The sequence below is a fragment of the [Clostridium] cellulosi genome (genome assembly GCF_036762875.1).
GTDB classification, from domain to species: Bacteria; Bacillota; Clostridia; order Oscillospirales; family Ethanoligenentaceae; genus Ruminiclostridium_D; species Ruminiclostridium_D cellulosi.
Window position 1 is genome coordinate 12,759 of sequence record NZ_JBAIZF010000020.1, and the last position, 26,816, is coordinate 39,574.

A 26,816-nucleotide genomic window follows, 5' to 3' on the forward strand; every position below is an offset into this window, starting at 1 on the left:
TACCTTTTAATTCGGTCCTGTGAGGCCGAAAAGGGTTGGTTTTATCAGTTTTTGGAATTTATAAAGATAATAAAACAGCCCGGGTATCATAACCTGGGCTGTATTTTTATTCTTCGATAATGTATAATTATACAATAGAAGGTGAAATTAATGCGCGAAAAGGCGGAAATAATGGATGAAAAAGCAATATTCAGAGCAGTTGCGCGCATAGCATACGAAATCGTTGAAAGAAATCATGGTGCACAAGATCTTTGCGTTATAGGCATAAAAAGACGCGGTGCAGTATTAGCAAAACTTATCGCTGAAAAGATTTATGAAGTTGAAAAGACATCAGTTAAACTTGGGTACTTGGATATTACGCCTTTCAGAGATGATTTAAAGTCATCACAGCTTCCAAATGAAGAGAGCGAAATTCCATTTGATGTCGTCAATCAAAATGTTGTACTTGTTGACGACGTTATATATACAGGCAGAAGTGTTCGTGCGGCAATAGATGCAATTATGAAGAAGGGAAGGCCAAAACGTATACAACTTGCGGTTTTGGTAGACAGAGGACATAGAGAATTACCAATCAGGGCTGATTTTGTAGGAAAAAACGTCCCAACTTCGAGAAACGAATCAGTAGAAGTTATGGTAACCGAGTATGACGGTGTGAACCGCGTTGCGATATTTGACAATGGAGGAGAGGACGATGAATACAGAGTCAGCTGACTTACTGCTCATAAAAAACTGCCGCTTGTTTGATAAAGAATGCGATATACTTTGCTCCAACGGTTATATAAGGGAAATGTCTCAGGGGATAAATGCAAAGGGTGCGACTATAATTGACGCCAGCGGGCTTTATGCTGCACCTGGAATTGTAGATATGCATGTTCATCTCAGAGATCCCGGTCAAACGTATAAAGAAGACATTTTGACCGGTTGTGCGGCCGCAGCCGCAGGCGGAGTAACGTCAATCGCTGCCATGCCAAATACGGTTCCGGTCTGCGACAACCCTGAGATTATTGAATATGTCAAAGAAAAATCAAAAAGTACCGGAGTTCATGTGTATCCTATAGCAGCAGTCACAAAGGGGCAGAATGGTCAGGAACTCTGTGATTTTGAAAGCCTTAAAAATGCGGGCGCGGTTGCTTTCTCAGATGACGGAAAGCCTGTTGAAAATGCCGGTTTGATGCTCGAGGCTATGAAGCGAGCTCATAAAGCTGGCTCTATTGTAATCTCCCACTGTGAGGATTCATCACTTGCCGGTGGCATAATCAATGAGGGTGAAGCGTCAAAAAAGCTCAATGTCAAAGGAATCCCTAATTCGGCAGAGGCAGTTCAAGCAGCACGTGAGGCAATCCTCTCATTGACAAGCTGCCTGCCGGTGCATATAGCTCATGTGAGCGCCGCAGAAACAGTTGAAGTCATAAGAGAGGCTAAAAAGCGCGGTGCCAAGATAACAGCGGAAACATGTCCTCATTATATCTGCCTTGATGAAAGCAAAACACTTACCCGCGACGCAGATTTCCGGATGAATCCACCATTGCGGACAAAGAAAGACGTTGAGGCAGTTATAGAAGGGCTGCGGGACGGCACGATAGATGTTATCGCCACCGACCACGCTCCACATACATCTTTTGAAAAGTCAGACTTTGAAAATGCTCCGAACGGGGTAGTGGGGCTTGAAACATCACTTGCTGTATGTATAACTTATCTCGTAAAACCCGGTATTCTGACGCTGAAAGAGCTTTTTGAGAAGATGTCGGTTAATCCCGCAAAAATACTCGGAATCAAAGCGGGAACGCTGGCTATCGGCGCAAAAGCTGATGTAGTGCTGTTTGACCCAGAAGAAAAATTTCTTGTGTTGCCTATAAAGCTTCATTCAAAATCACATAATACACCGTTTAAAGGGATGACACTTTACGGACGCGTAAAATACACGATATCTGACGGAAAAGTAATATACAAGGCATAATTCGTTTAGGAGGAAGCCGCTCATGTCATTTGATTTGCTAATAACAAAAATTAAAGAGCTTAGGAATCCAACGGTAGCCGGGCTTGATCCGGATTTTGATAAAATACCTGAATTCCTAAAATCTGAGGCTGTAGCGGAATACGGCGAAAGTCTTGAAGCGGCTGCAGAAGCGCTTTACAAATTCAATACCGGGCTTATCGACGCGCTTTGCGATATAGTTCCTGCCGTCAAAATACAATGCGCTTATTATGAAAAATACGGCTGGCAGGGCATGAGAACGCTTTCTCGGACTATAAAATACGCAAAATCAAAGGGCATGTTTGTCATAACCGACGGAAAGAGAAATGACATAGGCTCGACAATGGAGGCTTATGCGGCAGCGCATCTTGGAACGGTAAATATTAACGCGTCAGAAACGGAACCTTTTGGAGCTGATGCTCTGACAGTCAACGGTTATCTCGGAAAAGACGGTATAGCTCCGCTTATTAAAATTTGCAGAGAAAATGACAAAGGCATTTTTGTTTTGGTTAAGACATCAAATCCTTCGTCAGGTGAACTTCAAGACAAAAAACTTGAGTCAGGAATGACTGTATATGAATATATGGGCGAGCTTTGTGAAAAATGGGGAGAAGAGCTCCCCGGCAAATTTGGTTACAACGGTGTCGGAGCGGTTGTCGGCGCGACATATCCGGAACAACTTTCCGAGCTGCGACGAAAGCTGCCGCATACATTCTTCCTTGTCCCCGGATATGGGGCACAGGGCGGCGGTGCAAAGGATGTAGCTGGAGCCTTTGATAAAGACGGGCTTGGCGCTGTAATTAATGCCTCCCGCTCAATAATGTATGCATATAAGAAGCAAGTCTGTGCTGAAGAAGACTACGCCTTGGTAGCACGGCGGGAAGCTATCCGCATGAGAGATGATATTTTGGCAAACATATAAACTCTTTAATCAGATATAGTTTAGACAGTTTCACTGCAAGTGAAAGGAGTAAATAAAATGTGTGAGCAAAAAGCGTATTTACTGCTTGCCGACGGGACGATATTTGAGGGTCGCTCAATAGGCAAACGCGGTACCGCTGTTGGGGAGATTGTTTTTAATACAAGCATGACCGGTTATGAGGAGATTTTAACGGACGCTTCATATTATGGTCAGATTGTAACCCAGACTTATCCGCTGATTGGCAATTACGGTGTCAATGATGACGATATTGAGTCGAGAAAGTCTTGGGTAAATGGCTATATCGTGCATGAAGAGTGTGATACTCCCAGCAATTTTAGGTGTGCTGGAAATCTTGATAGCTTCTTAAAGAAACAGAATATAATCGGCCTGTGCGGACTTGACACCCGCAGGCTTACAAGAATAATCCGCGAGCACGGTGTTATGAACGGGGCAATAACAGACGAAAAGGGCCTTGAAAACAAAGAGCAGCTTTTGAAAGAGATAAATAATTATAAAATTAAAGATGCAGTCAAAACGGTTACTGTACCGGAAAAGGTTGAAGCAAAGGCTGAAAATGGCAAATACAAAGTGGCGCTTATTGATTACGGCTATAAGATAAACATTATGCGGAGTCTCTTAAAGCGCGGGTGTGACGTAACGGTGTATCCTGCGCTCACTCCACCTGAAGAGATAATAAAAGACTCGCCTGACGGCATTATGTTGTCAAACGGACCAGGCGACCCTGCCGAATGCAAAGAGGCTGTAGAAAACCTTAAAGTCCTATCAAAAAGCGATATACCGATTTTCGGTATCTGCCTTGGACATCAGCTTTTAGCGCTGGCCAACGGAGCAAAGACAGCGAAGCTAAAATACGGTCACAGGGGTGCAAATCATCCGGTTAAGGATTTGAATCAAGATAGAACGTATATAACAAGCCAAAATCACGGTTATGCTGTACTTGCTGACACAATAGATAAAAGTGTTGGCACCGTCAGCCACATTAACCTTAATGACGGAACGGTTGAAGGCGTACGTTACAACAATGGTCACATGTTTACAGTACAGTTCCACCCAGAGGCTTCTCCCGGCCCGAAAGATACCGGATATCTATTCGATGAATTTATTTCTCTTATGAAGGATAGGAGCTGATATAAATGCCGAAGGATCCTACTATAAAAAAGGTTCTTGTAATAGGCTCCGGACCAATAGTTATCGGTCAGGCTGCTGAATTTGACTACGCTGGAACACAGGCTTGCCGCGCTCTGCGGGAAGAGGGTATTGAGGTTGTTCTTATAAACTCGAACCCTGCTACGATTATGACCGACAAGATGATGGCGGACAGAATCTATGTAGAGCCTCTGACCCCTGAAGTTGTCAAGAGGGTAATAATGCTTGAAAAACCGGACAGTATTCTGCCTACCCTCGGCGGTCAGACCGGCCTTAATCTCGCGATGGAACTTGCCAACAGCGGTTTCCTTAAAGAAGCCGGTGTAAGGCTGCTGGGTACAAAACCCGAAACCATAAGAAAAGCAGAGGACAGGCAGGCCTTCAAGGATACTATGCTGTCAATTGGTGAGCCATGCATAGCGTCTGAAGTTGTCGAGAGCGTTGAAGATGCGTTGGCATTTGCCGAAAAAATAGGATATCCTGTAATAGTCCGTCCAGCCTATACTCTCGGCGGCAGCGGCGGCGGTATTGCAAATAACAAGGCTGAGCTTAAAGAGATTGCAGGAAACGGCCTGCGCCTTTCAATGATACATCAAGTACTTATCGAAAAGTGCATTGCTGGTTGGAAAGAGATTGAGTACGAGGTAATGCGCGACGCAAAAGGCAATGTCATAACAGTCTGTAACATGGAAAATATCGACCCTGTCGGTATCCATACCGGTGACTCGATTGTTGTTGCGCCGTCGCAGACACTGTCTGATAAAGATTACCAAATGTTGCGCTCATCAGCCTTGAACATCATCACCGCCCTTGGCGTAGAGGGCGGGTGCAATGTCCAGTTTGCGCTCCATCCCGATAGTTTTGAATACGCTGTAATCGAGGTCAATCCCCGTGTTTCTCGTTCATCAGCTCTGGCTTCTAAAGCGACAGGTTATCCGATAGCGAAAGTTGCCGCGAAGATTGCGATTGGCTATAGCCTTGATGAGATCAAAAACGCTGTAACAGGGAAAACCTATGCCTGCTTTGAACCCGCTCTTGACTACTGCGTTGTAAAATTCCCCAAATGGCCTTTTGATAAATTTGTCTATGCAAAGCGTACGCTTGGAACCCAGATGAAGGCAACAGGTGAGGTAATGGCCATCGGCGACACCTTTGAACTTGCCATGATGAAAGCCGTACGTTCCATTGAGCTTAAGCTTGACACCATGTCAATGCCGAAAATGGAAGAGCTTGACGATGAAGCGCTTGAAAAGAAGCTGCATGAACAGGACGACGAACGTATTTTCGCGGTTTATCAGGCATTAAAGCGCGGTATGTCGCCCGATAAGATCTTCGATATTACAAAGATAGACCGCTGGTTCCTCTATAAACTTAAGAACCTCGCTGAAATGGAAATTTCGCTTGCGAAAGGTGAACTTACAGAAGAGAAGTATATTGCGGCGAAGAAAATGGGATTCCTCGATAAGACAATTGAAGCGCTGTCGGGACAAAAGCCTCCAAAGAAACTTCAGGCGGCATACAAAATGGTTGACACCTGCGCGGCCGAATTCGCGGCGGAGACCCCTTATTTCTACTCGACATGGGATGCGGAAAACGAGGCGGCGCTCCATATTGCCGAGCATGAGACAAATAAGAAAAAGGTAATAGTTTTCGGCTCAGGACCGATACGCATAGGTCAGGGTATAGAATTCGATTATTGCTCAGTGCATTGCGTCTGGGCGCTGAAAGAATGCGGTTACGAGGCGATAATCGCCAACAACAACCCAGAAACAGTGTCTACAGACTTTGATACATCAGACAGGCTTTATTTCGACCCGCTTACAGGTGAGGATGTTTACAACATTATTGAAACGGAAAAGCCATGGGGCGTTGTAGTTCAGTTTGGCGGACAGACAGCGATTAAACTCACAAAATCGCTCAAGAACATGGATGTAAACATCCTTGGGACCAGTGCAGACAGTATAGACGCTGCCGAAGACCGCGAGCGCTTTGATGAGATTCTTGAAAAATGCAATATCCCGCGTCCGGCAGGACATACTGTTTTCACAACCGAAGAAGCTCTGAAAGCTGCCAACAGTCTACATTACCCGGTTTTGCTGCGCCCGTCTTACGTTCTCGGCGGCCAAAATATGATAATAGCATATAGTGACGCAGATGTAACTGAATATATGGCAATTATCACGAGCCAGGGTATTGAGAATCCAGTTCTTATTGATAAATACTTAAACGGAAAAGAAGTCGAAGTAGACGCCATTTGCGACGGTGAGGACATACTTATTCCGGGTATAATGGAACATATTGAAAGGGCAGGAGTCCATTCCGGCGACTCAATATCTGTTTATCCTGCTCAGACACTTTCTAAGCGTATCAAGAATACGATTATTGATTACACAGAAAAACTCGCAAAGGCACTGAACGTGGTCGGCCTTATCAACATTCAGTTTGTAGTTTATAACGATGAGGTTTATGTAATTGAAGTAAATCCGCGTTCCTCGCGTACTGTACCGTATATCAGCAAGGTCACAGGTGTTCCAATGGTCGATATTGCGACACGCTGCATGCTTGGTTATAAATTAAAAGACCTCGGCTACGGAACAGGCTTACATCCGGAAGGCGATTACGTTGCCGTTAAAGTACCTGTATTCAGTTTTGCGAAACTTCACGACCTTGACACCCAGTTAGGGCCTGAAATGAAGTCGACCGGCGAAGTGCTTGGAATAGCGAAGACATTCCATGAAGCGCTGTTAAAGGGCCTTACTGCTGCCGGATACAAAATGAAAAAGCACGGAGGAGTTCTTATCTCTGTGCGCGATACAGACAAGCAAGAGATTATCCCGATCGCTGAGGGGTTTGCGAAGCTTGGCTATACAATTTACGCGACAGCAGGTACAGCTTTGACGCTCAACAACAATATGGTTGCCGCAAATGCTGTCAGAAAGCTTCACGAGCCTGAACCGAACATTATGACGCTGCTTGAAAGCGGAAAAATCGACTATGTAATATCAACTTCGGCAAAGGGGCGTATTCCGCAGCGTGACAGCGTTAAGATTCGGCGTAAGGCGGTTGAACGCTCAATACCGTGTCTAACATCTTTGGATACTGCAAACGCGTTAATTGAGTGTCTGAAGATGGATAAAACGATAAAAGATGTTGACCTTGTCGATATAACAAAGATATAATAAATGTAAGCTAATAGGGGCGGTGAAAATCGCCCCTTGTGTTTTAATTTGTTCGGTTATATACTCGGATGTGTAGGAGAATAAGCATGACTGCAGAGGATTGTGTAATCATCGATAAAAAGAATATAGCAAAAGGTATCTACGATATGTGGATCAACTGTCCCGGAATAGCGGCGGAAGCCAAAGCCGGACAGTTCGTAAACATTAAATGCGACGGTTTCACATTGCGCCGGCCTATAAGCATTTGTGACATTAATGCAGACAGAACAGCATTGCGAATTGTTTTCGAAGAGCGCGGCGAAGGGACAAAATGGCTTGCTTGGAAAAATGTCGGAGAAAGTATTAATATACTCGGGCCATTAGGCAACGGCTTTATGCTTGGGAAGCCTGACAGATCTGCAGCATTTGTCGGTGGTGGAATCGGAGTCCCGCCACTGCTTTATGCTGCAAAGCATTTCGGCTCCAATGCAGAGGCTTTTTTGGGGTTTAGAAGTGCTGAAGCAGTTATTTTGAATAAAGACTTTGAAAAGGCAGGCGTGCATGTAACAATTTGCACTGACGATGGAACTATGGGAAGACACTGCCTTGTGACTGAGCCGTTTATCGAATATTTAAATAGCAATTCTTGCTCGGTCGTCTTTTCATGCGGGCCGAAACCAATGCTGAAAGCGGTTTCAAAAATCTGCGAGGAGAGAAATATCCCTTGCTTTGTTTCGATGGAAGAGCGTATGGCCTGCGGAGTTGGTGCCTGTCTTTCATGTGCATGCAAGGTCAAATATGGAGGCACTGAAAAATACTTTCATGTTTGTAAGAACGGCCCCGTTTTTAATTCAAAAATGGTAGTTTGGTAATGTTTAAATAAAAATATTAATTGAATTGGGAGGATATTTATATTGCAACCCGATTTATCAGTAAAAATTGCCGGCGTTACGCTCAAAAATCCGGTTATTGCAGCGTCTGGGACATTCGGATTCGGCCGTGAATATTCAAAGCTATTTGATTTAAAGGAACTTGGCGGTATTTCGCTTAAAGGAATGACGCTTGAAGAAAGGAACGGCAATCCGCCTCCTCGCGTCGCAGAAACACCGTCGGGTATGCTTAATTGTGTCGGCCTGCAAAACCCCGGTATAGATTATTTTCTTGAATATGAACTGCCATTCTTGAGAAAACAAGACACAACAATTATTTGCAATATAGCAGGAAATACTGTTAGTGAATACTGCGAAATGGCGCAGCGCCTTTCTGAAACAGATATCGACATGATTGAACTCAATATATCTTGCCCGAATGTAAAAAAAGGCGGGGCAGCGTTTGGAACCGATTGTGAAAGTGCAGCTCATATTACCCGCGAAGTGAGAAAATATTGCAAAAAGCCCCTTATTGTAAAACTTTCTCCTGCGGTAGCTGATATTGCCGCAATAGCGCAGGCTGTTGAAGCAGAAGGGGCAGACGCGGTTTCGCTTATAAACACATTGCTTGGCATGCGTATTGATATAAAAACTCGAAAACCTATTCTTTCAAACAACGTTGGCGGCTTGTCCGGACCCGCGATTTTCCCGGTAGCTTTGAGAATGGTGTGGCAGACTGCCCGCCGCGTGAATATACCTGTCATAGGTATTGGAGGCATATCTAAGTGGCAGGACGCGATTGAAATGTTCCTTGCGGGGGCATGCGCCGTTCAGGTGGGTACTGCAACCTTTACTGATCCATTTGCAATGATTAAAATCCGCGATGGAATAAAGAACTATTTCGAAGAAAATGGTATTGGCAGCGTTTCTGAAATATGCGGCAAGGTACAGCCTTATGAAACAGGCATATTATACTAATTCTATTGCGCCTAAAAAGGCAGGAGGTGCTCTTATATGACAAAATTATATTTAGTCCGCCATGCCGAGGCGCAGGGGAACATAGACCGATACTTTCACGGCGTGACTGATGCCGATATAAGTAAGAACGGGGCATGTCAGCTTGAACGATTAAAAGAAAGGTTTAAAGATATTGAGATTGACGCCGTATACTCAAGCCCGCTTAAAAGGGCATTAAAAACTGCACAGGCAGCCAACTTTTATCATGGGCTGCCGATTAAGACCGATGAGGGATTGATAGAAATAAACGGCGGGCATTGGGAATGTAAGAGATGGGAGGATATACCTAAGCTATATCCAGAAGAAAACGAAGCGTGGGAAAAAAGGCCCTGGCTGTTCGAACCGGTCGGCGGAGAGTCAATGCGCCACGTTTATGACCGCATTTGGAACACTATACTAAACATAATTAAAGAAAACATGGGCAAAAGAATCCTCGTAGCGTCTCACGGATGTGCAATCCGCAACTTTGCATGCCGTGCAAGCGGTTTACCGATTGAAAGACTAAACGAGATGGATTGGTTTGAAAATACATCAATAAGCACATTTGAATTCGATGACTCGTTAAATGTAAAAGTAATCAGCCTTAATGACGCGTCACATCTTGACGAAGAAACATCAACACTTCCAAAACAAAAGTGGTGGCAGGAATTAAAGAAGAAAGGTGTATAATTTAATGCGTATTATGGGGGTAGATTTTGGCGACGCGAGAACTGGTATCGCTGTTTCCGATGAGGCCGGATTTCTTGCATCGCCGGTTTGTGTAATAAAAGAGACCTCATTTAATGAAACCATAAAAAAGGCAGCAAAGTTAGCTGCTGAATATTCTGTCGGGCAGATTGTTGTAGGTTATCCGAAAAATATGAATGGCACTATCGGTGAACGGGCGGAAAAATCCAAGCGGTTTGCGAAGCGTCTTGAGGCTGCAACAGGCGTACCTGTCAAGCTGTGGGATGAGAGGTGCACGACAATGTCGGCCGCAGTTTATATGAATGCAACAGATACCCGCGGCAAAAAACGAAAGAATAACATTGACGCAGCCGCCGCAGCTATTATCCTTCAGGATTATCTTGATTATCTAAGAAATACCAATGTGTAAATTAACATAAATAGGGTTATCTTGAAGGTTCTTTATTTTTGTGCTCTTTTCGATTTGTTGTTTTATATTTTTCTTTGTGCGGAAAAAACAGTTCAAAAACGCCTAAGATCAGGAGCATAAAACCGAAAATTTTTCGAATTACACGAGCACCCAGGTATCCAGCGGCAAAACACCCCGCGGCAGCACCCAAAAGACCGAAAATTATGGCTGGTAGAGCAACTTTCCACTCGACCAGTCTTTTTTTAGTGTGCATTATAAGCGAAAAAACGCCTACAGGTATAAAGAATAACAGGTTTATTCCCTGAGCTTTAAGCTGTCCGACGTTCATAAAAACGGTCAAAAACATGACCAGTACACCGCCGCCGCCAAGACCCAGTGAACCGATAAACCCTGCTGAAAAGCCTATGAGCGAATCGATAAGGATCTGCATAATATTAACCCATAAGTAGCCGCCATGCAGAATAAAGCATAAAAGCTCCAAAAATGCGGCGAAGAATGTTTCCAGGGATATGCGGTAAGACTTTTGCGCCGATAAACGCCCCGATTAAACCAGCTGGCAGATAAGGCAAAACGTCGTAATAGCTGAGGTTGTTTCCGGCAAGATATAATATTGCGCTAAGGATACACAAGGGTACTATAACGGCTATCGATGTAGCATGTGATTTATTAGGTTCAATACCGCTTTTTTCAAGCATTGGCACAACAACCATACCGCCGCCGGCGCCCAGCAGCCCATTTAATATACCTGCAATGAAACCGGGCAGAGAACCTTTCAAATTCTTAATCTTAAATTTCATTTCAAGACAGCCTCCTGACTATTTTATGGTTGCCGTATGGATGTATATTATTCAAATACCAAAGGTCTGTCGTCAAAATCCCAGTGAATTAAAAAGAAAATAAAATAGCCGGCAGTTATAACTGCCGGCTATATAAAACTAATGAAAGGTTTCCCCGCCGGGTCGTGTTGCGGCGCATAATAACCTGCCTTAATTGCAGGTGGGTATCGTCCCCTTGGCTTCACGCTCCCTTCGTCCAACAACAGTCGAAGCTGTGTTGGGAGGTCTGCAATCCACCAAGGGAGAAAGATTCCCTTATCAGATGCTTGTAGGGTTATATTTGCCGTTGAATCACGAGCCAAGCAGGGCAAAATCAAATGAATTAACTTTATCTGCTATTATTATATACAATTTCAACAAAAAACGCAATCAAGAACTTGAAAATTCTATATATTGGACAAAACAGTAAGAATAACAACGCTAAAAAATGTTCTGTTACTATTATTCTACGTCGTTTGTCTCATCTTGGTCATCAATTATTTCATATTCGTTTTCAAGCATTTTTTCAAACTTCTTTGAAACTGTATAAAATTCATCGTCGTCATCGACAGTTACGAGAATATCTTCGCCTTTATCGTCAGATTCAATTTTTAGAATTACTAAATTGCCGTCGCTTTCAACTAACTCTTCCGGTTTTTGAAATGCAGGAATCAAAGCAACATAAGTTGAACCTTCGTATTCCAATGATGCGAGGTGTTCAAACTCTTTTTCTTCGCCGTTTTCGTCCAGTAGGGTAATCAGAGTACCATCAGGTTCACGCCCCATATAAGTCCCTCCTTAAGAGAGCGTCATAATATTCCGTAACTGACATGTTATCCATATTGAACATTCAACGTGTTATAATTTTAAATCCTGTTCTATTATAAGTCAATAACAAATTTTTTAGGAGGAAAAGAATTTTACAATATTGATTAATTATGGTATAATAATAATCGAAAAATTAAACTATAAAAGGTTAAATATATAAATTTGTAAAAGAGGGAATAATAATGAAGTGGACTGAAGATTTATCAGTAGGAGTTGAGCTTATTGACACAGAACACAAATCGTTGATAAATGCCGTCAACGAGCTTTTCGACGCTTGCAGCAAGGGCATGGGACGCAAAAAGATAGCAGAGACACTTGAATTCATGAGGAACTATATAAATACACATTTCTCCGATGAAGAAAAACTTCAAAGAGAATGTGGGTATCCAGATTATCAAAACCACCGCACATATCATGCTAACTTTGTTGAAAAGGTTAATGAGTACAGCAAGCGGTTGAGCGACGAAGGACCAAATATAGCATTAGTCGCCGACTTTAACAATTTTGTAACTGACTGGCTTATTAATCATATATCCCGTGAAGACAAAAAGATTGGTCTTTACATAATGCAAAAAAATAGTAATGTATAAGGATGTTGTAATGACATACGACAGTGCTGTAAAGTATATAGAAGCAACATTAAGGTTTGGCTCAAAACCGGGGCTTAGCCGTATACGAAATCTCCTTGAGTCAATTGGTAACCCTCAGGATGATCTTCGGTATATCCATGTTGCAGGAACTAACGGAAAAGGCTCGGTTTCAAAAGCTGTTTCTTCTGTGCTGACAAAGTCCGGCTTTAAAACCGGACTTTTCATATCTCCCTATGTAACAGAATTTTGTGAACGGATTCAGATAAACGGAAAATACATTTCACATTCTGACCTTGCAGAAGAAGTTGAATATCTGAAATGCTTTATTGAAAAGTCGGACGATCAGCTTACAGAATTTGAAATAATTACGGCACTTGCTTTCGATTATTTTAAGAAGCAAAACTGTGATATAGTTGTCCTTGAGGTCGGTTTAGGTGGGCGGTTTGACGCAACTAATATTATAAAAAAGCCTCTTGTATCAGTTATTACATTGATTTCGTACGACCACATGAAAATATTAGGTGATACCCTCCATAAAATCGCCTATGAAAAATGCGGAATAATAAAGGACGGAGGCATTACTGTTTCAGCTCCAAACCAAAAGCCAGAAGTCCTGGAAACGATTATGTCATCTTGCGCGGAACGCAGCAATACGCTTATTCTGCCAAACCTTTCATCGGTAAAAATAATCAAAGAGAGAATTGACGGTACCGACATAAATTACGGAGGTACCAATATCCACATTCCGCTCCCCGGAAGACACCAGATTGCAAATTTCATAACTGCGTATGAAACACTAAAGGCTCTGTCAAGACAAGGCATTGATATTCCTAACGATAAAATAGCGGAAGGTATGGCTTCGGTTAGGTTTCCTGCAAGGCTGGAGATACTTAGCCGCTCTCCGCTGGTTATACTCGACGGAGCACATAATGTGAACGGTGCTGAAGCTCTTGCTGACTATATAAACCGTTATCTTAGAGAAAAACCGGTTATTATTATCGGCATGCTCCGGGATAAAGAGTATGAAAAAGCAGCGGCAATATTAGCGCCGTTGGCAAAGTCCGTTATAACTGTTAAACCTGATAACCCAAGAGCGCTTGACCATAATCAGCTTGCAGATATCGTAAAGAAATATTGCCATGATACCATTGCATGTGATGATCACATGCTGGCTTTCAAAAAGGCATTGGAGTTGTCAAACGGTTCTCCTGTGATTATCTGTGGGTCGCTTTATCTTGCCTCCACTATGAGAAACATAGTATTACAGCATATAGATAAAGATTTAAAATGATTATTTAATAAAATATTTTGGGTTCGACAATTTTTGCGTGTAATATATTGGCAAATCCTCTATCCTTATAAGGGTAGAGGATTTATTTTTTGCCTCTTGATTAACTAATACAGCAGTTCTCAAGTTGATTATTGCTGCAGTATACCTGAACTGCAATAATATTACAAAGTGAGAAGTGATATAATTTGGAAATCAAAAATACTCAGAACAATTCAATGTCTGTAAGAATTGAAAATGATGACGGGAAAGTAATAGCATATCTGGAGGGAGAACTTGATCACCACTCGGCAAAATCAATCAGAGAAAAAATTGATGAGAATATCGAAAGAATGAGCCCTAAATTGCTGATATTAGATTTTAAGAATGTAACATTTATGGACAGCTCCGGTATCGGTCTTGTAATGGGACGATACAGAATGATGCAATTGCTGAAAGGAAAACTTGTTGTCAGAAACGCATCAATGCATATCAAAAAGGTGATGAGGCTCGCTGGATTAGACAGGCTTGCTGATTTTGAATAATTTATTTCAACTACAAAGTAAAGTATCCATATCATCACATATTTGAAATAGACGTTTATATTTTTAAAGCGGGGGACTGAAACAATATGAAGCCACTAAATACAATGAAAGTGAGTTTTTTAAGCCGGTCGGCAAATGAAAGTTTTGCAAGAGTTGCCGTCGCGGCGTTTATTGCGCAACTTGACCCCACGTTAGATGAATTAGCCGACATAAAGACAGCAGTATCCGAGGCCGTTACAAACTGCATTGTGCACGCATATAAAGATAGCATTGGCGAGATTTACATAACGGTGAAAATCTATGAAAACAACAAAGTAACAATATCAGTAAAAGACAAAGGCTGTGGTATCGAAGATATCAAGAAAGCTATGGAGCCTATGTATACATCCAGCGAAGGAGGAGAGAGAGCCGGTCTTGGTTTCACCGTTATGCAGAGCTTTACCGACCGACTAAGAGTTAAGTCTCGGCCCGGTTTCGGCACTACGGTCATAATGGAAAAAAAGCTCGGCAAAAAATCGGTGGCGCGGGGGACTTAAAATGCCTATTACTGAAAGTTTTCCAAAGACCCAGAAAGGCGGCACTTCAAAAGAATATTATGAGTTATTAAAAAGAGCGACCAATGGTGATTCTGCGGCACAAACGGCTGTAATAGAACGCAATTTGGGTCTTGTTCACGCGGCTGCCCGCCGCTTTGCAGGACGGGGCATCGAATATGACGACCTATATCAGGCCGGATGTATGGGGCTTGTTAAAGCTGTTCTTGGTTTTGATTTAAGCCGAGGCGTTCAGTTTTCAACATATGCTGTTCCCGTCATAATGGGTGAAATGAGGCGATTGTTCAGAGACGATGGACCAATCAAGGTCAGCAGGACACTAAAAGAACAATCCCTTAAGGCAGTTAGGACCCGTGAAAAGCTGTCTTTGAAGCTTGGCAGAGAGCCAACTATCGGAGAAATCTCGTCTGAATTGGGGATGGATCCGGCAGAAACTGCACAAGCGCTGGAAGCCTGTGCAGCTCCAGTTTCTTTGACAGTTGACGAAGACGGCGAAGATATTCAAGCGGATATACCAGTGGAATCTGGAGAAGACGCGCTTGTTGATAGGCTGATGCTAAAAGATGCATTAGGGCATCTTGATGTAAAAGACAGGCAACTTATTATTCTAAGATATTTTCAAAATAAGACTCAGTCGCAAACTGCAGAAATCCTGCATATGACACAAGTCCAAGTGTCAAGGCGTGAGAAAAAAATATTGAAAGCACTTAAAATAAAACTTAGTGAGTAGGCGGGTGAACATCCAATGTGATGTTACACCCGTTTTTATTTGGCATATGGATAGGAATTACAACACATTGATTTTAATGCTGATTCGTAATAAAATAATAGAGTCGTCAGGATTAAAAGTAAGATAGATTAAGCGCTGAATTTATAAGTAAAATGGCATGAGCTGCAAATATAATATTCAGCGCTGTCTTATGCAGATTCTGGCATAATAAAATTCGGGTGGATGATTTAATGCCGGAGAATATAAATACAGAGTTCATTAAATTGCGTAAAGAAATTATGGAAGCGGATTTTTCAAGATTGAATGATATGCAGCGCCAAGCTGTATTTCATACGAAAGGTCCGCTGTTGATTTTGGCAGGTGCAGGCAGCGGAAAAACAACTGTGCTTGTTAATAGAATTGCTTGTATTTTAAAATATGGCAACGCTTATGAAAGCGAAAAAATAGAATATGACGTCAATAACGAAACGCTTGATTATCTGCGAGACTGCCTTAAAAATAAACGCTTTTCCGAAGAACGCCTGAGCCGTCTGCTTTCCGTCGGGAAAGTACCCGCATGGAGTGTAATGGCTATTACCTTTACAAATAAAGCAGCAAACGAGCTCAAAGAAAGATTATCCTCAATGCTGGGGGATGATGCCCGGGATATATGGGCATGCACATTCCATTCTGCCTGCTCACGGATACTTCGCCGCGACATAGACAAACTTGATATGGGCTATACAGGCTCGTTCACAATTTATGATACTGATGATTCAGTCAAGTTGATCCGTCAATTTGTAAAAGACGTGAAAGATGAGAAAAGTTTTGCCTCAAAGGTTGTCCTACCGACAATCAGCCGTGCAAAAGAGAAGTGCCTTGACCCAAAAGAATTTGCGAGTATCTCTTCAAACGATTCCCGCATGGATATGATAGCAAAGATATATGAAAAATATCAGCAGGCGTTAAGGCGCGCAAACGCTCTTGATTTCGATGATATGATAATGCTGACAGTTAAGCTCTTTGAAAAAAGACCGGATGTACTTGAATATTATCAGCACAGATTCAAGTACATACTTGTCGACGAATATCAGGACACAAATCATGCCCAATACAGGCTTGTCAGCCTGCTTGCCGACAAACACCGCAATATCTGCGTTGTCGGTGACGATGACCAGAGTATCTATCGTTTTCGTGGTGCGACGATCGAGAATATCCTGAGTTTTGAAAAACAGTACCCGGATGCGAAAGTTATAAAACTAGAGCAAAACTATCGTTCGACCTCAACAATATTGAATGCTGCAAATGAAGTAATCGCAAACAATAAGGGCAGAAAAGGCAAGACTTTATGGACCAAGAACGGGACAGGAGAAAAAATAGATATTAACGAATTCGAGGATGAATCCTCTGAATCGCAATATATATCAAATTCCATACTCGAAAACGTGAAAAACGGCGCCAAATTTTCCGACCATGCTATTCTTTACCGCATGAACGCACAGTCTGGTGCGATTGAGAAGGCCCTTGTAAGCCGCGGTATTCCGTACCGAATCATAGGCGGTTTCAGGTTTTATGAGCGCATGGAGATAAAAGATATTCTCGCGTATCTTTGCGTTATAAATAACAAAGATGACGACCTGCATTTTGAGCGCATAGTAAATGTGCCAAAGCGCGGCATAGGCAACGCAACACTTGAGGCTGCGCATGAAATTTCTGATAGATACGGTATCAGTCTTTATGAGGTATTTAAACGCTGCGATGAGTTTGAATGTTTCTCGAGAAAAGCGGTAAAAATAAAAAGCCTTATTAACTTTTTTGAGGAAATGCGCTCAGCTTCAAAAGTGATTGCACCTCATGAGTTGATAACGGAGGTAATTGAAAAGAGCGGATATCTGGCTGAACTGGAATCCGATAAAAGCAGCGATTCTGAGGAACGAATACAGAACCTCAATACGCTGATATCAAACGCTGCCGATTATGAAAAGAATCAGGATGAGCCAACACTTTCAGGATTTCTGGAAGAAACATCATTAATGACCGACCTTGATAATTACGACGAGAATGCAGATACAGTCGTACTAATGACAGTACATTCGGCCAAGGGACTGGAATTCCCGATAGTTTACATTGCAGGCATGGAAGACGGTATATTCCCAAATCAGGCGGCACTTTCTTTCCCGGAAGAAATGGAGGAGGAAAGGCGGCTTGCATATGTTGCCATAACCAGGGCAAAAGAAAAACTGAACTTTTCGTATGCAAGAAGTCGTATGATTTTTGGGAAAACCGTTTATCACCGCCGTTCAAGGTTTATTGACGAGATACCAGAGATTTATGTTAATGAGCATACAAGCAGCCGTGAGCAGATTTTTAACGCTTTTAAACCTGCCAAAGGACAATTTGGAAAGCAAACAATTCAGACAGGCGGTTTAGGAATAGGGCAAAAAGCTGCTCACACTGAGGAAAAGTATCAAGCAGGAGATATCGTTGTGCATGATACCTTTGGAAAGGGAATTGTTCTCTCAGCCAAAGCGATGGGCAACGATATGCTGCTTGAAATTGCTTTTGAACGGTTCGGCACTAAAAAGATTATGGCGAACTTCGCAAAACTTAAGAGAGCGTAAAAAATTATGCCGGCTGCCTTGTGAGTTTAAGCAAGGCATCCGGTTTTTAATTTTTATTTTCAAAAACTATGAACGCTGCGAATGTCCACTTCATAATATTTACTAACCGGCTTAAAAAATAATTTTAAAGAAAAACAAGCGTATGCACAATAAAAAATATCCCTCATAATATATTAGTGTGAATTCCATACTGAAAGGTCAATCTAAATAGGCTGTGCCCGGGTTTACCTTTATCACTACTTTAGGAGGATATTTATGGTGGACAAAAATGTTTCTGCAGCGAACGCGAGCGGCCATCAGACCTTCAAAGAAGCCGTATGCATAGATGTTGCGAGGGTATATGATTCTTGCAGCGAACAGTAATGATCATGTTGTATGTAAATGGGCAGGTTAAGCCAGCACATCGCGCAGTTCAACTTCTATTATGTAATCGTTCGGACCTGCGTTTTTGGCTTTATAATAAAATGCTTTTTTAATTACACATTTAAGGAGCTTATTCTTTTCCTCTGGAGTCCCGTTCCAGTATTCCTGAAGCAAATGTGTAATTTTTATATTTGATAAGTCATTTTGATTGATTTTTCTTTTTTGCTTTTCTTCAAGGGTTTTGATCTCTGCTGAGAGCTTATTGAGTTGTTCAGTTAAAATATTATTTCGCTCATCAAAAATTTCAGTTGTATAAATACCCTGTTCGAGCAGGTCATATAACCGATTGCGCTGTTTTTGGAGTTTTTTCTCTCTCGCTTTAAGGTTTTCGAGAATATTAATATCATTTATACGGTGGCAGTCTGTCGAGCAGTTTTCGTCTTGCAGCGACAAAGTATTAAGCTGTTCAATTAGTACGCCGATAAGCGTATGCTCAATATTTTCAAGGCGTGAAGATTTCATGCATCCGGTAGTTGGGCAAAGTAAGTATTCGGCTTTGTTTTTGCCAAAGGCTCGTCTTGTCATAGCGCGGCCGCACCGTCGGCAAAAGAGCAGCCCAGAAAAAGGGTTCATTATTACGCCGCCGACTCGGTAAGGCGGATGCCTTTTCCCTTGAAGCAAAGCATTTGCCGTTTCAAAGGTTTCATCGTCTATAATGGGTTGATGTAGCCCGTCAATTACGAGCCAGTTTTCTTTCGGATTGTCTACAATTCGTTTTCTCCCGTTGAAACTCTTAGTTGTTATATGTTTTTTCTGCCCCCACACTATTTTCCCAATGTAAACTGGGTTTGTCAGTATCTTTCTTACGCTGCTGCGGCTGAACATATCCGAGCGGCGCGGCCTGACACCGAGCATGTTAAGCCTGTTGCATATTTCCTGGCACCCGTAACCCTCGTTGTAAAGGCTGAAAATCATCTGAACATATTTTGATTCCTCCGGGTCAGGGACAAGCGTCGGAACTTTATTTTTATAACCTCTTTTGTACCCAAAAGGAATATTCGAAACATACCCGCCTTTTTCAATTGTAAGATGAAGCCCGCGGCTTAAACGTTTCTTAATCATTTTAAGTTCCTGACGAGCCATAAAAGTTTTAAATTCACTTTGCGTTTCATCAAGCTCATTATTAAGGTCATAGATTTTCTCGGGCGTTATAATTGCCGTTGAGGAATTTTTAAATGTTTCAAGAATAAGCCCCTGTTCCTTCATATTTCCGCGTCCGAGCCTGTCAATATCCATACATAAAACGCCGGTGTATTCTTGATTTTCTATATCATTTAGTAATTGTAACATTTGCGGCCTTGAAAAAAGACTGTCACCGCTGACAACTTCTTCGTAAATTTTGACCACGTTAATCTTATGTTTGGCGGCATAGCGGCTCAGCTGGGCTCTATGTTTTGCCAAGACAACTTCCGTCTCTTCACCTTCCTCCGCCCGTGATTTTCTAAGGTACATCGCGACGCGTTCAAAAAATCTACTGTCCATCGGCTTCACCTCGATTGTTTATGACTCTATAAAAAACTATGTAAAAGCTATTTAAAATAGATTTAACTTGTCAAAATGGACTTGTTCCGCCTCATAAGTTCTATAGAGGTGGTTTCGATGAATGATTATCCTTTGGATATTTCCGAGGAAGAAAATGCGGGGTTGAAACACCCTTTTCTGAAAGCTGCACTTTATGATTCTGTTAAAGAATTTCAAGACGGCCCGAAGATACTGATACGAAAATCGGACGAGAGGCTGACAAAAAAGCAAATAAGGACAATGATAGATATAAACAGGCAAATTGCGGCTCGGACCAATTTCAATAAGCCACAAAGCAAATAAGCTATATTAAAAAGCTTGCCATATAGTCGGCAAGCTTTTGCAATTAATGTGCAAGAAATAAAGTATACTTTTTTATTTACGATTTGTGTCCTGAGGGCGAACCCGTTGAAATCCGTTATCAACTTCACCCTTGGGTTCAGGTATATTAAGCATGTCCGAATATGATTCAGCCTCATATTCGTTTTTTGGCGGTGTTGGTATTGACCCAGTATAGTCATGTGCAGAAATTACTTGTTCCACATCATAGAACTTATCATCATCATACGGCGGATAGCCGCGTCTATTTTCCTTTTTTTCTTTTTTTATGTTCATAATATCATCCTTCCTGATTTTATTTTAACCATAAAGATAAAATAAAATCAGTGAAAAAATGGGTATTGTATTGTAGTCGGATATATAACGTGCACATTACTGTGATAAGGACTGTCTTGAAGATTTGAGGGTATATTTTAACGACGAAAATCAAACAATTGTAAATAACGCATTTGCAGTAAAAAGCCGCTCCGCTGAATTAGCAAATGTTTACGTAGATGTTGAGCCGGTACAGTTTAACCGGGGATTTTATTCCGTAGACATGACATTCTGCTTTGATGTTTCTGTTGAGGTATTTGACAGACCATGCGGCAGAACAGGCAGAAAGCCATGCATTGTTTCAGGTATAGCTGTTTTTAACAAACGAGTAATTCTGTTTGGCAGTGAAGGAAATGTAAAGGTATTTACATCAGACCATGAAAATGTAAACAACGAAAGCTGTCATTACAATGACTTGCCGAAAGCGGTTGTTGAGGCCGTAGATCCGGTATTCCTTGCAGCAAGGCTTGTTGACGCCGATACTCCGGCAGAAGGCGCACAGATTCCAGAAATGTTCTCAGAAAAGCTTGAAGGAAGCTTCGGTTGTGTTGTTCCACTCAAACTCGTACTTGTGACTTTGGGACTGTTCTCTATAGTTAAGCTTGAGCGCAATGTCCAGATGCTCATTCCTGCTTACGACTTCTGCATTCCGGATAAAGAGTGTGTCACTTCAAGCAGTGATCCATGCGATCTGTTCAAAAACATCAAATTCCCAATTGATGAATTCTTCCCGCCTCGCTTCAATGAGCATGGTACTGGCAGTCAAGGATGCGGATGCGGAGATTCAGACCGTGAACACTGATAACACTAATAAATACATAAGAGTTAACGTAAAGTACATTAAATATAAACCGGCTGTGTTAATACAGCCGGTTTTTTATTGGTTATTTTCATTATTTTACCTGAAAGTGGGTACATTGAATTTTTTGTTATAAAATATTGAATGATTTGAAATTTCAAAAAAAACGTTGGTATACTATTTACGAACACGATATAATAAATTAGAATATTATAGGAGAATTGATAAGTTGAGGTGACGTAGAAAGTGGTCGTGAAAAGCCGCAAAAAAGACAACATAAAGCGACTTAAGATCATCGGCGGCGTAATCATCACAGCAGTAGCTTTCTACTTCTTTATGGCAGCTTTGAGCGGCTTAAATCCCTCCGACCTCTCTACAGAAAGAATCAACTGGTGGCTTGTATGCGCTTCCGCGATTATTTTCGGATTTGCAACATTTGTTAGGGCGCTTGTTTATCCGTATGGAATAGATAAGGATATGTCAATAATAGATGCATGGCAGATAGTTGCAGTTGGAAATGCAGCAAATATGGTGCTGCCGTTTCGGGCAGGTGAGGGCATAAGACTTGCTGTTTTCCCTAAAAGATACAGCGCTGCAAAAAGGGCAAAACTTGCGTTTATTCCCGGTATGGCTGATATTGGCGTGATATTGCTTCTCAGTGTTCTTGCTGTATATATTGCTGATTTTAAAAATCCGACATTTGTCAGTACCCTTAAAATAGCCGTTTACGGTTTTTTAACCTTATGTGCTCTTTTATTTATCATTTTCCTGGCGATTCCAAAAACACGCGTGGAAGTAATTTCATACTTCAATAAAGACACTTTAAATATGTTAAAATGGGTTTTTCTTTCGTGGATAATTATGCTCTTATCCATTTGGGTCGGGTTTATCGCGATTGGGTATGGCCCCTTACATTCTATTCAACTGTCGTTCGGAGCCTTTGCAGGGATGAATATTGCCTGCCTCATTCCTTCTTCTCCTGGAAATCTTGGAGTTTTTGAATGGTCTGTAATAGTGGGGCTTGCCGAACTTGGAATAGCTACCATACCGGCTAAGGCGGCTGGCCTTGTGCTTCACATAATTCAATATGTCGGAATTGTCCCGCTGGGTATAATACTTTATATACGCTTCTTTATTCATAGAAATAGAACCGAATCACTCTTATTTTCGCGCAATTCCTCGTGGCGGGCCTTCGGCTACAAAAAATAGGATGTTAAGTTGGTGGCTCAATGGAAAAATGCAATATTCTTGGCATACAATATGACAATACCACAGTAGCTAAGGCTGCAAAAGATATATATGAATTTGCGTGTAGTAATGCAAGGGGGTATGTTGTAACTCCGAATGCAGAAATTGCCGAAACTTGTTTTAAAAACAAAGAATTAAAGACGGCTGTCGAAAATGCAGATTTTATATTGCCTGACGGTGCAGGCGTCATAATGGCTTCAAAAATATTGGGTAGACCGTTAAAATGCCGAGTAACTGGCGTTGATACAGCTAAAGAGCTGCTTTTGATCATGTCGAAAACAAGAAAACGTCTTTATTTATTAGGTGCAAAGCCTGGCGTGAGTGAAAGGGCAGCGGAAAATATATCGGCAATGTATCCTGGAATTGTAATTGCAGGAACTCACCACGGTTATTTTAAAGATGATGAGGAAGTAATCAGCTTAATAAATAACGCAGATCCCGACATTGTTTTTGTGGCGCTTGGTTACCCACGTCAGGAGATTTTTATGTATAATAATTATAAAAGGGTAAACGCCGTGATGATGGGGATCGGAGGCGGCGTTGATATTTTTGCCGGTGAAGCGAAACGTGCGCCTGATTTTTTTATAAACCATAATCTCGAATGGTTTTACAGACTCTTAAAACAGCCAACAAGAATCGGCCGTATGATGAAATTGCCTGCCTACATAATAAGGGCCGTATTCTGGAAAATTACATCTCGAAAAGAATGAATAAACGTCGAAAATACTAATTGGAAGGAAGAATTGATTAATGAAAGTCGAACTTTTAGGATATACACCGGATCCTGAGAAACTTATTGCTGCCGGTGCAAAATTCTGCTACTCAAGAAGCAGCGTTGACGATATTATGGATGGTCTCGACGCAGAAAAAACCGCTTCATATGTTGAAATGCTATCCAATCTTGGTCATATGAGCGTTATGGAACACGCTTCATTTACTTTTGGCATTGAAGGCGTTTCAAGGTCGCTTCTGGCTCAGATAACAAGACACCGTATTGCGTCTTTCAGCGTACAAAGCCAGCGCTATGTGCGTGAAAATATGTTTGAATATGTTATTCCGCCGCAGATTGCTGATGACGAAGAGGCGAAAAGGGAATACATTGCTGCCATGGAAGAGGACCAGCGCCATTATGAAAAAATAACTGCGATACTTAAAGAAAAGAACTTGAAACGGTTTTTAAGTGAAGGCATGTCCGAAAAGGCAGCAAATTCTGCTGCTGAGAAAGCAGCAATAGAGGATGCGCGCTTTGTGCTTCCCAATGCCTGCACTACTAAAATTATGATGACGATGAATTGCCGCAGCCTGATGAACTTCTTTGCATTGCGCTGCTGTAACCGTGCTCAGTGGGAGATAAGGAATCTTGCCCAGGAAATGTTCAAACTCGTCTATGCCGTTGCGCCGCATGTGTTTGAAAATGCTGGTCCTGCCTGCGTATGCGGAAGCTGTCGCGAGGGAAAGATGTCGTGCGGCAAGGCGGAGGAAGTACGGAAGAAGTTTGAAATGCTAAAAAAAGGCGCAAATATTCCAAAGTCGAGGTAAAATCATGGGCAAACTTTATTGCTTGTTGGGGAAAAGCGGTTCCGGCAAAGATACTATTTTTAAATTATTAATGAATGATAAAAGTCTCCGGCTTTCTCCGGTAATAACATATACTACAAGACCGCGGCGTGAACATGAAACAGACGGTGTCGAATATAACTTTATTACACCTGAAGAACTTATGAGGTTAAAAGCCGAGGGTAAAATAATAGAAATGCGCAAATATAACACTGTAAAAGGTGTGTGGTATTACTGCACAGTTGACGACGGAAAAGTCAATTTGGAAAACGGAGATTACCTCACCATTGAAACTTTAGAGGGCTATAATGCCCTAAAAAAATATTATGGCAACTCCGTTGTTCCGCTCTATTTAGAGGTTGAAGACAGCGAACGGCTCATTCGTTCAATAATGAGGGAAAGGGAGCAGCGTTCGCCTGATTATAATGAGCTGTGCAGACGATTCCTTGCAGACAGTGAGGATTTTAGTGAAAAGAAGCTTATTGAATCTGGCATCATTTACAGATTTCAAAACATTGATGCTGAAAAATGTGCCAATGATATAAAAAAATTCATTTTACAAAAAGGTAATGAGAGGTCAGTATGTTAAAATTCAGAGAATTGCAAATTGAGGACAAGCAGTTAGCCGACAAAATACTTTATCCGCTGAACTATCGCCTTTGCGAATTTTGTTTCGGTGATCTTTTTCTTTGGAGAAAGATATATAATACCGAGATAGCATTTGAAAACGACTTTATGTTTATAAGATATTTAAGCGATGATAAGAGATATTACCTTTTTCCCGCGGGGAGTGGTGACATCAAAAGTGCGCTTAGAAAAATATATAGACAAGCATTAGAAGAAGGCGATGAGTTTAGGCTCGCATGTATAACCCCGGAGATGAAAGAGGAAATTGAAGAATATTTTCCGGGAGTATTTGAATACACGCCTGTACGTAGTTCTTTTGATTATATCTACAATGCTTCAGATTTAATTACCTTAGCAGGCCGTAAATTTCACTCTAAACGCAACCATATTTCCCGTTTTGAGAAATTGGGTAATTGGAAATACGAAGATATAACAAAAGACAATATATCTTTGTGTGAAGAAATGAGCGACGAATGGTGCAAAATTAACGGCTGCAAGAATAATGTCGGTTTATTTAACGAGAGTTGTGCTGTCAAACAAGCTTTCAAACACTTTTTTGATCTTGGTTTGTCCGGTGGCGTCCTTTACCTTGAAGGACGGGTAGTGGCGTTTTCAATGGGACAGAAACTTTGCAATGATACGTATATTGTCCATATTGAAAAAGCTTTCAGTGACGTTGAAGGTGCCTATACCATGATTAATAGGGAATTTGCAGCTCATAACTGCCAAGATTTCGTTTATATTAACCGTGAAGATGACGCAGGTGACGAAGGGCTTCGCAAAGCAAAATTGTCGTACCACCCGGCAATACTGCTTGAAAAGAATTACGCGGTGTTAAAAGACGGAGCCACTCTATGATAAGACACGCATATCGTAATGAGCGCTCAGATATCTTCAATATATGGCGTGCTTGTTTTGGCGACAGCAAAGAATATATAGATTTTTTCCTTGACCACAGTTTTGATCCTGAAAAATGCCTTGTCTGGGACGATAATGGACATGCTGTCGCCATGCTGCACCTGCGGACAGCGGATTATACTTCAAAAAACAAAGAATTAAATGGGAAACCGGTCATGTATATTTATGCTGCGGCGACGTTGCTAGAGTATCAGCGGCGTGGCATTATGTCAAAGCTCATCGCTGCTGCGAATGACGAGGCCGCGGCACATGGCTGCATGTTTACATTTTTGCTGCCGGCAAGTGATAGCTTATACCAGTATTACGCAAAGCTCGGTTATATTGCAGCTTTTAGTATAAAACGAGCAATACTTAGCAGAAATGACTTAATGGGATTAAAGTCAGAGCAGATAATTCCCGATAATACCGGCAAAAGTCCTATTGAAAAGCGCCGAGAGCATTTTTTGCCCTCTATCCAATGGAGAGAGCAGGAACTTAATTATGCTTTAAGAGAATGGAACTTTGTTGGCGGCGAGATAATCAATTTCAGCGGCGGCTATGTCATGGCGCGTAAGAAAGAGGATGTAATAGAAGTCAAGGAAGCATGCGGCAGATTTGAAGATGTTACCGCTGCTTTGCTTGATAAATATGATAGTTTAAAATATAGTTTTTTGCTTGCTCCATATGCAGAATATCCGTTTCCGACAATAACGGCTAAATACGGCATGATAAAGCCCTTATCTATCCCTGAAAATTGCAACATTATTAAAGAAAAGCCTTATGTCAATCTTATGCTCGATTGATTTTAAGAGGCGCAGGGTTGTCCGACAGTTATGTCAGTTTTGACAATAAAATTTAATATATTAATTGAAATCAATTCAAATATACAAAGTTAGTTTGTATATTTGAATTTTTGTTGACTTTTATAATTTAGCATGCTAAAATACTAATATGTTA

General features: G+C 41.6%; 28 protein-coding genes and 1 other RNA gene. 23 read left to right on the forward strand and 6 right to left on the reverse strand.

The features are described from left to right. Nucleotides 1-150: 150 nt before the first annotated feature. From pyrR to ruvX, 9 genes are all read left to right on the forward strand, one after another. Nucleotides 151-711, forward strand: a complete 561-nt coding sequence (gene pyrR, locus V6C21_RS05780) for a bifunctional pyr operon transcriptional regulator/uracil phosphoribosyltransferase PyrR (protein WP_479268558.1) — start codon at nucleotides 151-153, stop codon at nucleotides 709-711. Further along, nucleotides 692-1,957: a dihydroorotase gene (locus tag V6C21_RS05785; RefSeq protein WP_479268559.1), complete on the forward strand. Its 1,266-nt coding sequence runs from the start codon at nucleotides 692-694 to the stop codon at nucleotides 1,955-1,957. The genes pyrR and V6C21_RS05785 overlap by 20 nt, the downstream gene beginning before the upstream one ends. A 22-nt stretch (nucleotides 1,958-1,979) precedes the next feature. Continuing rightward, nucleotides 1,980-2,897 carry an orotidine-5'-phosphate decarboxylase gene (gene pyrF / locus V6C21_RS05790; protein ID WP_479268560.1) on the forward strand — a complete coding sequence of 306 codons (918 nt, stop codon included), beginning with the start codon at nucleotides 1,980-1,982 and terminating at the stop codon, nucleotides 2,895-2,897. Nucleotides 2,898-2,954: 57 nt separating this feature from the next. Beyond that, the gene (locus V6C21_RS05795) at nucleotides 2,955-4,046 is read left to right on the forward strand and encodes a carbamoyl phosphate synthase small subunit (protein ID WP_479268561.1); all 1,092 of its coding nucleotides are present in this window, start codon (nucleotides 2,955-2,957) and stop codon (nucleotides 4,044-4,046) included. A 5-nt stretch (nucleotides 4,047-4,051) separates the two neighbouring features. Then, nucleotides 4,052-7,243: a carbamoyl-phosphate synthase large subunit gene (gene carB, locus V6C21_RS05800; protein WP_034835662.1), complete on the forward strand. Its 3,192-nt coding sequence runs from the start codon at nucleotides 4,052-4,054 to the stop codon at nucleotides 7,241-7,243. 86 nt (nucleotides 7,244-7,329) lie between these two features. Next, the gene (locus V6C21_RS05805) at nucleotides 7,330-8,094 is read left to right on the forward strand and encodes a dihydroorotate dehydrogenase electron transfer subunit (protein ID WP_034835664.1); all 765 of its coding nucleotides are present in this window, start codon (nucleotides 7,330-7,332) and stop codon (nucleotides 8,092-8,094) included. Nucleotides 8,095-8,136: 42 nt separating this feature from the next. Then, nucleotides 8,137-9,069, forward strand: a complete 933-nt coding sequence (locus V6C21_RS05810; RefSeq protein ID WP_479268562.1) for a dihydroorotate dehydrogenase — start codon at nucleotides 8,137-8,139, stop codon at nucleotides 9,067-9,069. A 36-nt stretch (nucleotides 9,070-9,105) separates the two neighbouring features. After that, nucleotides 9,106-9,777, forward strand: coding sequence for a histidine phosphatase family protein (locus tag V6C21_RS05815; RefSeq protein ID WP_034835670.1), 672 nt, complete (start codon nucleotides 9,106-9,108; stop codon nucleotides 9,775-9,777). A 4-nt stretch (nucleotides 9,778-9,781) separates the two neighbouring features. Continuing rightward, a complete protein-coding gene (gene ruvX, locus V6C21_RS05820) occupies nucleotides 9,782-10,204 on the forward strand; it encodes a Holliday junction resolvase RuvX (RefSeq protein ID WP_034835672.1) in 423 nt (140 codons plus the stop codon). Nucleotides 10,205-10,220: 16 nt separating this feature from the next. Here the strand turns inward: ruvX and V6C21_RS05825 are convergent, their stop codons facing one another. The 4 genes from V6C21_RS05825 to V6C21_RS05840 all read right to left on the reverse strand — a co-directional run bounded on the left by V6C21_RS05825 (nucleotide 10,221) and on the right by V6C21_RS05840 (nucleotide 11,805). Then, complete coding sequence (locus V6C21_RS05825; protein WP_479268563.1) at nucleotides 10,221-10,634, reverse strand: sulfite exporter TauE/SafE family protein; 414 nt, start codon at nucleotides 10,632-10,634, stop codon at nucleotides 10,221-10,223. Nucleotides 10,635-10,638: 4 nt separating this feature from the next. Beyond that, nucleotides 10,639-11,001 carry a sulfite exporter TauE/SafE family protein gene (locus V6C21_RS05830; RefSeq protein WP_034835678.1) on the reverse strand — a complete coding sequence of 121 codons (363 nt, stop codon included), beginning with the start codon at nucleotides 10,999-11,001 and terminating at the stop codon, nucleotides 10,639-10,641. 147 nt (nucleotides 11,002-11,148) lie between these two features. Next, a non-coding RNA gene (gene ssrS, locus V6C21_RS05835) (6S RNA) lies at nucleotides 11,149-11,352 on the reverse strand. A 129-nt stretch (nucleotides 11,353-11,481) separates the two neighbouring features. Then, complete coding sequence (locus V6C21_RS05840; protein WP_479268564.1) at nucleotides 11,482-11,805, reverse strand: DUF1292 domain-containing protein; 324 nt, start codon at nucleotides 11,803-11,805, stop codon at nucleotides 11,482-11,484. A 224-nt stretch (nucleotides 11,806-12,029) separates the two neighbouring features. On the opposite strand from V6C21_RS05840, the gene V6C21_RS05845 reads away from it, so the two are divergent. From V6C21_RS05845 to V6C21_RS05870, 6 genes are all read left to right on the forward strand, one after another. Then, on the forward strand, nucleotides 12,030-12,437 hold the full coding sequence (locus V6C21_RS05845; protein WP_034835683.1) for a bacteriohemerythrin: 408 nt from the start codon (nucleotides 12,030-12,032) through the stop codon (nucleotides 12,435-12,437). A 10-nt stretch (nucleotides 12,438-12,447) separates the two neighbouring features. Next, a complete protein-coding gene (locus V6C21_RS05850; protein WP_479268565.1) occupies nucleotides 12,448-13,728 on the forward strand; it encodes a bifunctional folylpolyglutamate synthase/dihydrofolate synthase in 1,281 nt (426 codons plus the stop codon). Nucleotides 13,729-13,913: 185 nt separating this feature from the next. After that, nucleotides 13,914-14,249, forward strand: coding sequence for an STAS domain-containing protein (locus V6C21_RS05855; protein ID WP_479268566.1), 336 nt, complete (start codon nucleotides 13,914-13,916; stop codon nucleotides 14,247-14,249). 86 nt (nucleotides 14,250-14,335) lie between these two features. Next, nucleotides 14,336-14,785 (forward strand): anti-sigma F factor, encoded by a 450-nt coding sequence (spoIIAB, locus tag V6C21_RS05860; protein WP_034835688.1) that lies wholly within the window; start codon nucleotides 14,336-14,338, stop codon nucleotides 14,783-14,785. 1 nt (nucleotide 14,786) lies between these two features. Further along, a complete protein-coding gene (locus V6C21_RS05865; RefSeq protein WP_084228732.1) occupies nucleotides 14,787-15,533 on the forward strand; it encodes a sigma-70 family RNA polymerase sigma factor in 747 nt (248 codons plus the stop codon). Between the two features lie 230 nt (nucleotides 15,534-15,763). Next, nucleotides 15,764-18,133 carry a UvrD-helicase domain-containing protein gene (locus V6C21_RS05870; protein WP_034835691.1) on the forward strand — a complete coding sequence of 790 codons (2,370 nt, stop codon included), beginning with the start codon at nucleotides 15,764-15,766 and terminating at the stop codon, nucleotides 18,131-18,133. Between the two features lie 390 nt (nucleotides 18,134-18,523). Here the strand turns inward: V6C21_RS05870 and V6C21_RS05875 are convergent, their stop codons facing one another. Continuing rightward, the gene (locus V6C21_RS05875; RefSeq protein WP_479268567.1) at nucleotides 18,524-20,038 is read right to left on the reverse strand and encodes a recombinase family protein; all 1,515 of its coding nucleotides are present in this window, start codon (nucleotides 20,036-20,038) and stop codon (nucleotides 18,524-18,526) included. Between the two features lie 117 nt (nucleotides 20,039-20,155). Here V6C21_RS05875 and V6C21_RS05880 point away from each other — a divergent pair, with 117 nt between their 5' ends. Beyond that, nucleotides 20,156-20,380, forward strand: coding sequence for a hypothetical protein (locus V6C21_RS05880; RefSeq protein ID WP_034835693.1), 225 nt, complete (start codon nucleotides 20,156-20,158; stop codon nucleotides 20,378-20,380). Between the two features lie 72 nt (nucleotides 20,381-20,452). Here the strand turns inward: V6C21_RS05880 and V6C21_RS05885 are convergent, their stop codons facing one another. Then, the gene (locus V6C21_RS05885; protein ID WP_034835694.1) at nucleotides 20,453-20,692 is read right to left on the reverse strand and encodes a hypothetical protein; all 240 of its coding nucleotides are present in this window, start codon (nucleotides 20,690-20,692) and stop codon (nucleotides 20,453-20,455) included. Between the two features lie 124 nt (nucleotides 20,693-20,816). Here V6C21_RS05885 and V6C21_RS05890 point away from each other — a divergent pair, with 124 nt between their 5' ends. The 7 genes from V6C21_RS05890 (at nucleotide 20,817) to V6C21_RS05920 (ending at nucleotide 26,662) form a co-directional block, all read left to right on the forward strand. Next, nucleotides 20,817-21,533 (forward strand): hypothetical protein, encoded by a 717-nt coding sequence (locus tag V6C21_RS05890; protein WP_052659858.1) that lies wholly within the window; start codon nucleotides 20,817-20,819, stop codon nucleotides 21,531-21,533. A 249-nt stretch (nucleotides 21,534-21,782) separates the two neighbouring features. Continuing rightward, nucleotides 21,783-22,739, forward strand: coding sequence for a lysylphosphatidylglycerol synthase transmembrane domain-containing protein (locus V6C21_RS05895; protein WP_479268568.1), 957 nt, complete (start codon nucleotides 21,783-21,785; stop codon nucleotides 22,737-22,739). Between the two features lie 20 nt (nucleotides 22,740-22,759). After that, entirely contained in the window at nucleotides 22,760-23,488 is a 729-nt protein-coding gene (locus V6C21_RS05900) for a WecB/TagA/CpsF family glycosyltransferase (RefSeq protein WP_034835696.1), read from the forward strand. A gap of 40 nt (nucleotides 23,489-23,528) precedes the next feature. Beyond that, a complete protein-coding gene (gene thyX, locus V6C21_RS05905) occupies nucleotides 23,529-24,317 on the forward strand; it encodes an FAD-dependent thymidylate synthase (RefSeq protein WP_034835699.1) in 789 nt (262 codons plus the stop codon). Between the two features lie 4 nt (nucleotides 24,318-24,321). Then, nucleotides 24,322-24,924, forward strand: coding sequence for a nucleoside/nucleotide kinase family protein (locus V6C21_RS05910; RefSeq protein ID WP_034835702.1), 603 nt, complete (start codon nucleotides 24,322-24,324; stop codon nucleotides 24,922-24,924). Next, a complete protein-coding gene (locus tag V6C21_RS05915) occupies nucleotides 24,918-25,820 on the forward strand; it encodes a DUF2156 domain-containing protein (RefSeq protein WP_034835705.1) in 903 nt (300 codons plus the stop codon). The genes V6C21_RS05910 and V6C21_RS05915 overlap by 7 nt, the downstream gene beginning before the upstream one ends. Next, nucleotides 25,817-26,662, forward strand: coding sequence for a GNAT family N-acetyltransferase (locus V6C21_RS05920; protein ID WP_045085474.1), 846 nt, complete (start codon nucleotides 25,817-25,819; stop codon nucleotides 26,660-26,662). The genes V6C21_RS05915 and V6C21_RS05920 overlap by 4 nt, the downstream gene beginning before the upstream one ends. The last annotated feature ends 154 nt before the right edge of the window (nucleotides 26,663-26,816 follow it).

Bases quoted from the DNA above. Each gene is read 5' to 3' on its own strand.
- V6C21_RS05830 (WP_034835678.1), bottom strand. From the start codon at position 11,001: ATGAAATTTAAGATTAAGAATTTGAAAGGTTCTCTGCCCGGTTTCATT.
- V6C21_RS05850 (WP_479268565.1), top strand. From the start codon at position 12,448: ATGACATACGACAGTGCTGTAAAGTATATAGAAGCAACATTAAGGTTT.
- V6C21_RS05815 (WP_034835670.1), top strand. From the start codon at position 9,106: ATGACAAAATTATATTTAGTCCGCCATGCCGAGGCGCAGGGGAACATA.
- V6C21_RS05805 (WP_034835664.1), top strand. From the start codon at position 7,330: ATGACTGCAGAGGATTGTGTAATCATCGATAAAAAGAATATAGCAAAA.
- carB (WP_034835662.1), top strand. From the start codon at position 4,052: ATGCCGAAGGATCCTACTATAAAAAAGGTTCTTGTAATAGGCTCCGGA.
- pyrF (WP_479268560.1), top strand. From the start codon at position 1,980: ATGTCATTTGATTTGCTAATAACAAAAATTAAAGAGCTTAGGAATCCA.
- V6C21_RS05920 (WP_045085474.1), top strand. From the start codon at position 25,817: ATGATAAGACACGCATATCGTAATGAGCGCTCAGATATCTTCAATATA.
- V6C21_RS05845 (WP_034835683.1), top strand. From the start codon at position 12,030: ATGAAGTGGACTGAAGATTTATCAGTAGGAGTTGAGCTTATTGACACA.
- V6C21_RS05840 (WP_479268564.1), bottom strand. From the start codon at position 11,805: ATGGGGCGTGAACCTGATGGTACTCTGATTACCCTACTGGACGAAAAC.
- V6C21_RS05885 (WP_034835694.1), bottom strand. From the start codon at position 20,692: ATGAACATAAAAAAAGAAAAAAAGGAAAATAGACGCGGCTATCCGCCG.
- V6C21_RS05795 (WP_479268561.1), top strand. From the start codon at position 2,955: ATGTGTGAGCAAAAAGCGTATTTACTGCTTGCCGACGGGACGATATTT.
- V6C21_RS05900 (WP_034835696.1), top strand. From the start codon at position 22,760: ATGGAAAAATGCAATATTCTTGGCATACAATATGACAATACCACAGTA.
- V6C21_RS05875 (WP_479268567.1), bottom strand. From the start codon at position 20,038: ATGGACAGTAGATTTTTTGAACGCGTCGCGATGTACCTTAGAAAATCA.
- V6C21_RS05915 (WP_034835705.1), top strand. From the start codon at position 24,918: ATGTTAAAATTCAGAGAATTGCAAATTGAGGACAAGCAGTTAGCCGAC.
- V6C21_RS05865 (WP_084228732.1), top strand. From the start codon at position 14,787: ATGCCTATTACTGAAAGTTTTCCAAAGACCCAGAAAGGCGGCACTTCA.
- pyrR (WP_479268558.1), top strand. From the start codon at position 151: ATGCGCGAAAAGGCGGAAATAATGGATGAAAAAGCAATATTCAGAGCA.
- V6C21_RS05785 (WP_479268559.1), top strand. From the start codon at position 692: ATGAATACAGAGTCAGCTGACTTACTGCTCATAAAAAACTGCCGCTTG.
- thyX (WP_034835699.1), top strand. From the start codon at position 23,529: ATGAAAGTCGAACTTTTAGGATATACACCGGATCCTGAGAAACTTATT.
- V6C21_RS05880 (WP_034835693.1), top strand. From the start codon at position 20,156: ATGAATGATTATCCTTTGGATATTTCCGAGGAAGAAAATGCGGGGTTG.
- V6C21_RS05910 (WP_034835702.1), top strand. From the start codon at position 24,322: ATGGGCAAACTTTATTGCTTGTTGGGGAAAAGCGGTTCCGGCAAAGAT.
- V6C21_RS05870 (WP_034835691.1), top strand. From the start codon at position 15,764: ATGCCGGAGAATATAAATACAGAGTTCATTAAATTGCGTAAAGAAATT.
- V6C21_RS05825 (WP_479268563.1), bottom strand. From the start codon at position 10,634: ATGCAGATCCTTATCGATTCGCTCATAGGCTTTTCAGCAGGGTTTATC.
- spoIIAB (WP_034835688.1), top strand. From the start codon at position 14,336: ATGAAGCCACTAAATACAATGAAAGTGAGTTTTTTAAGCCGGTCGGCA.
- ruvX (WP_034835672.1), top strand. From the start codon at position 9,782: ATGCGTATTATGGGGGTAGATTTTGGCGACGCGAGAACTGGTATCGCT.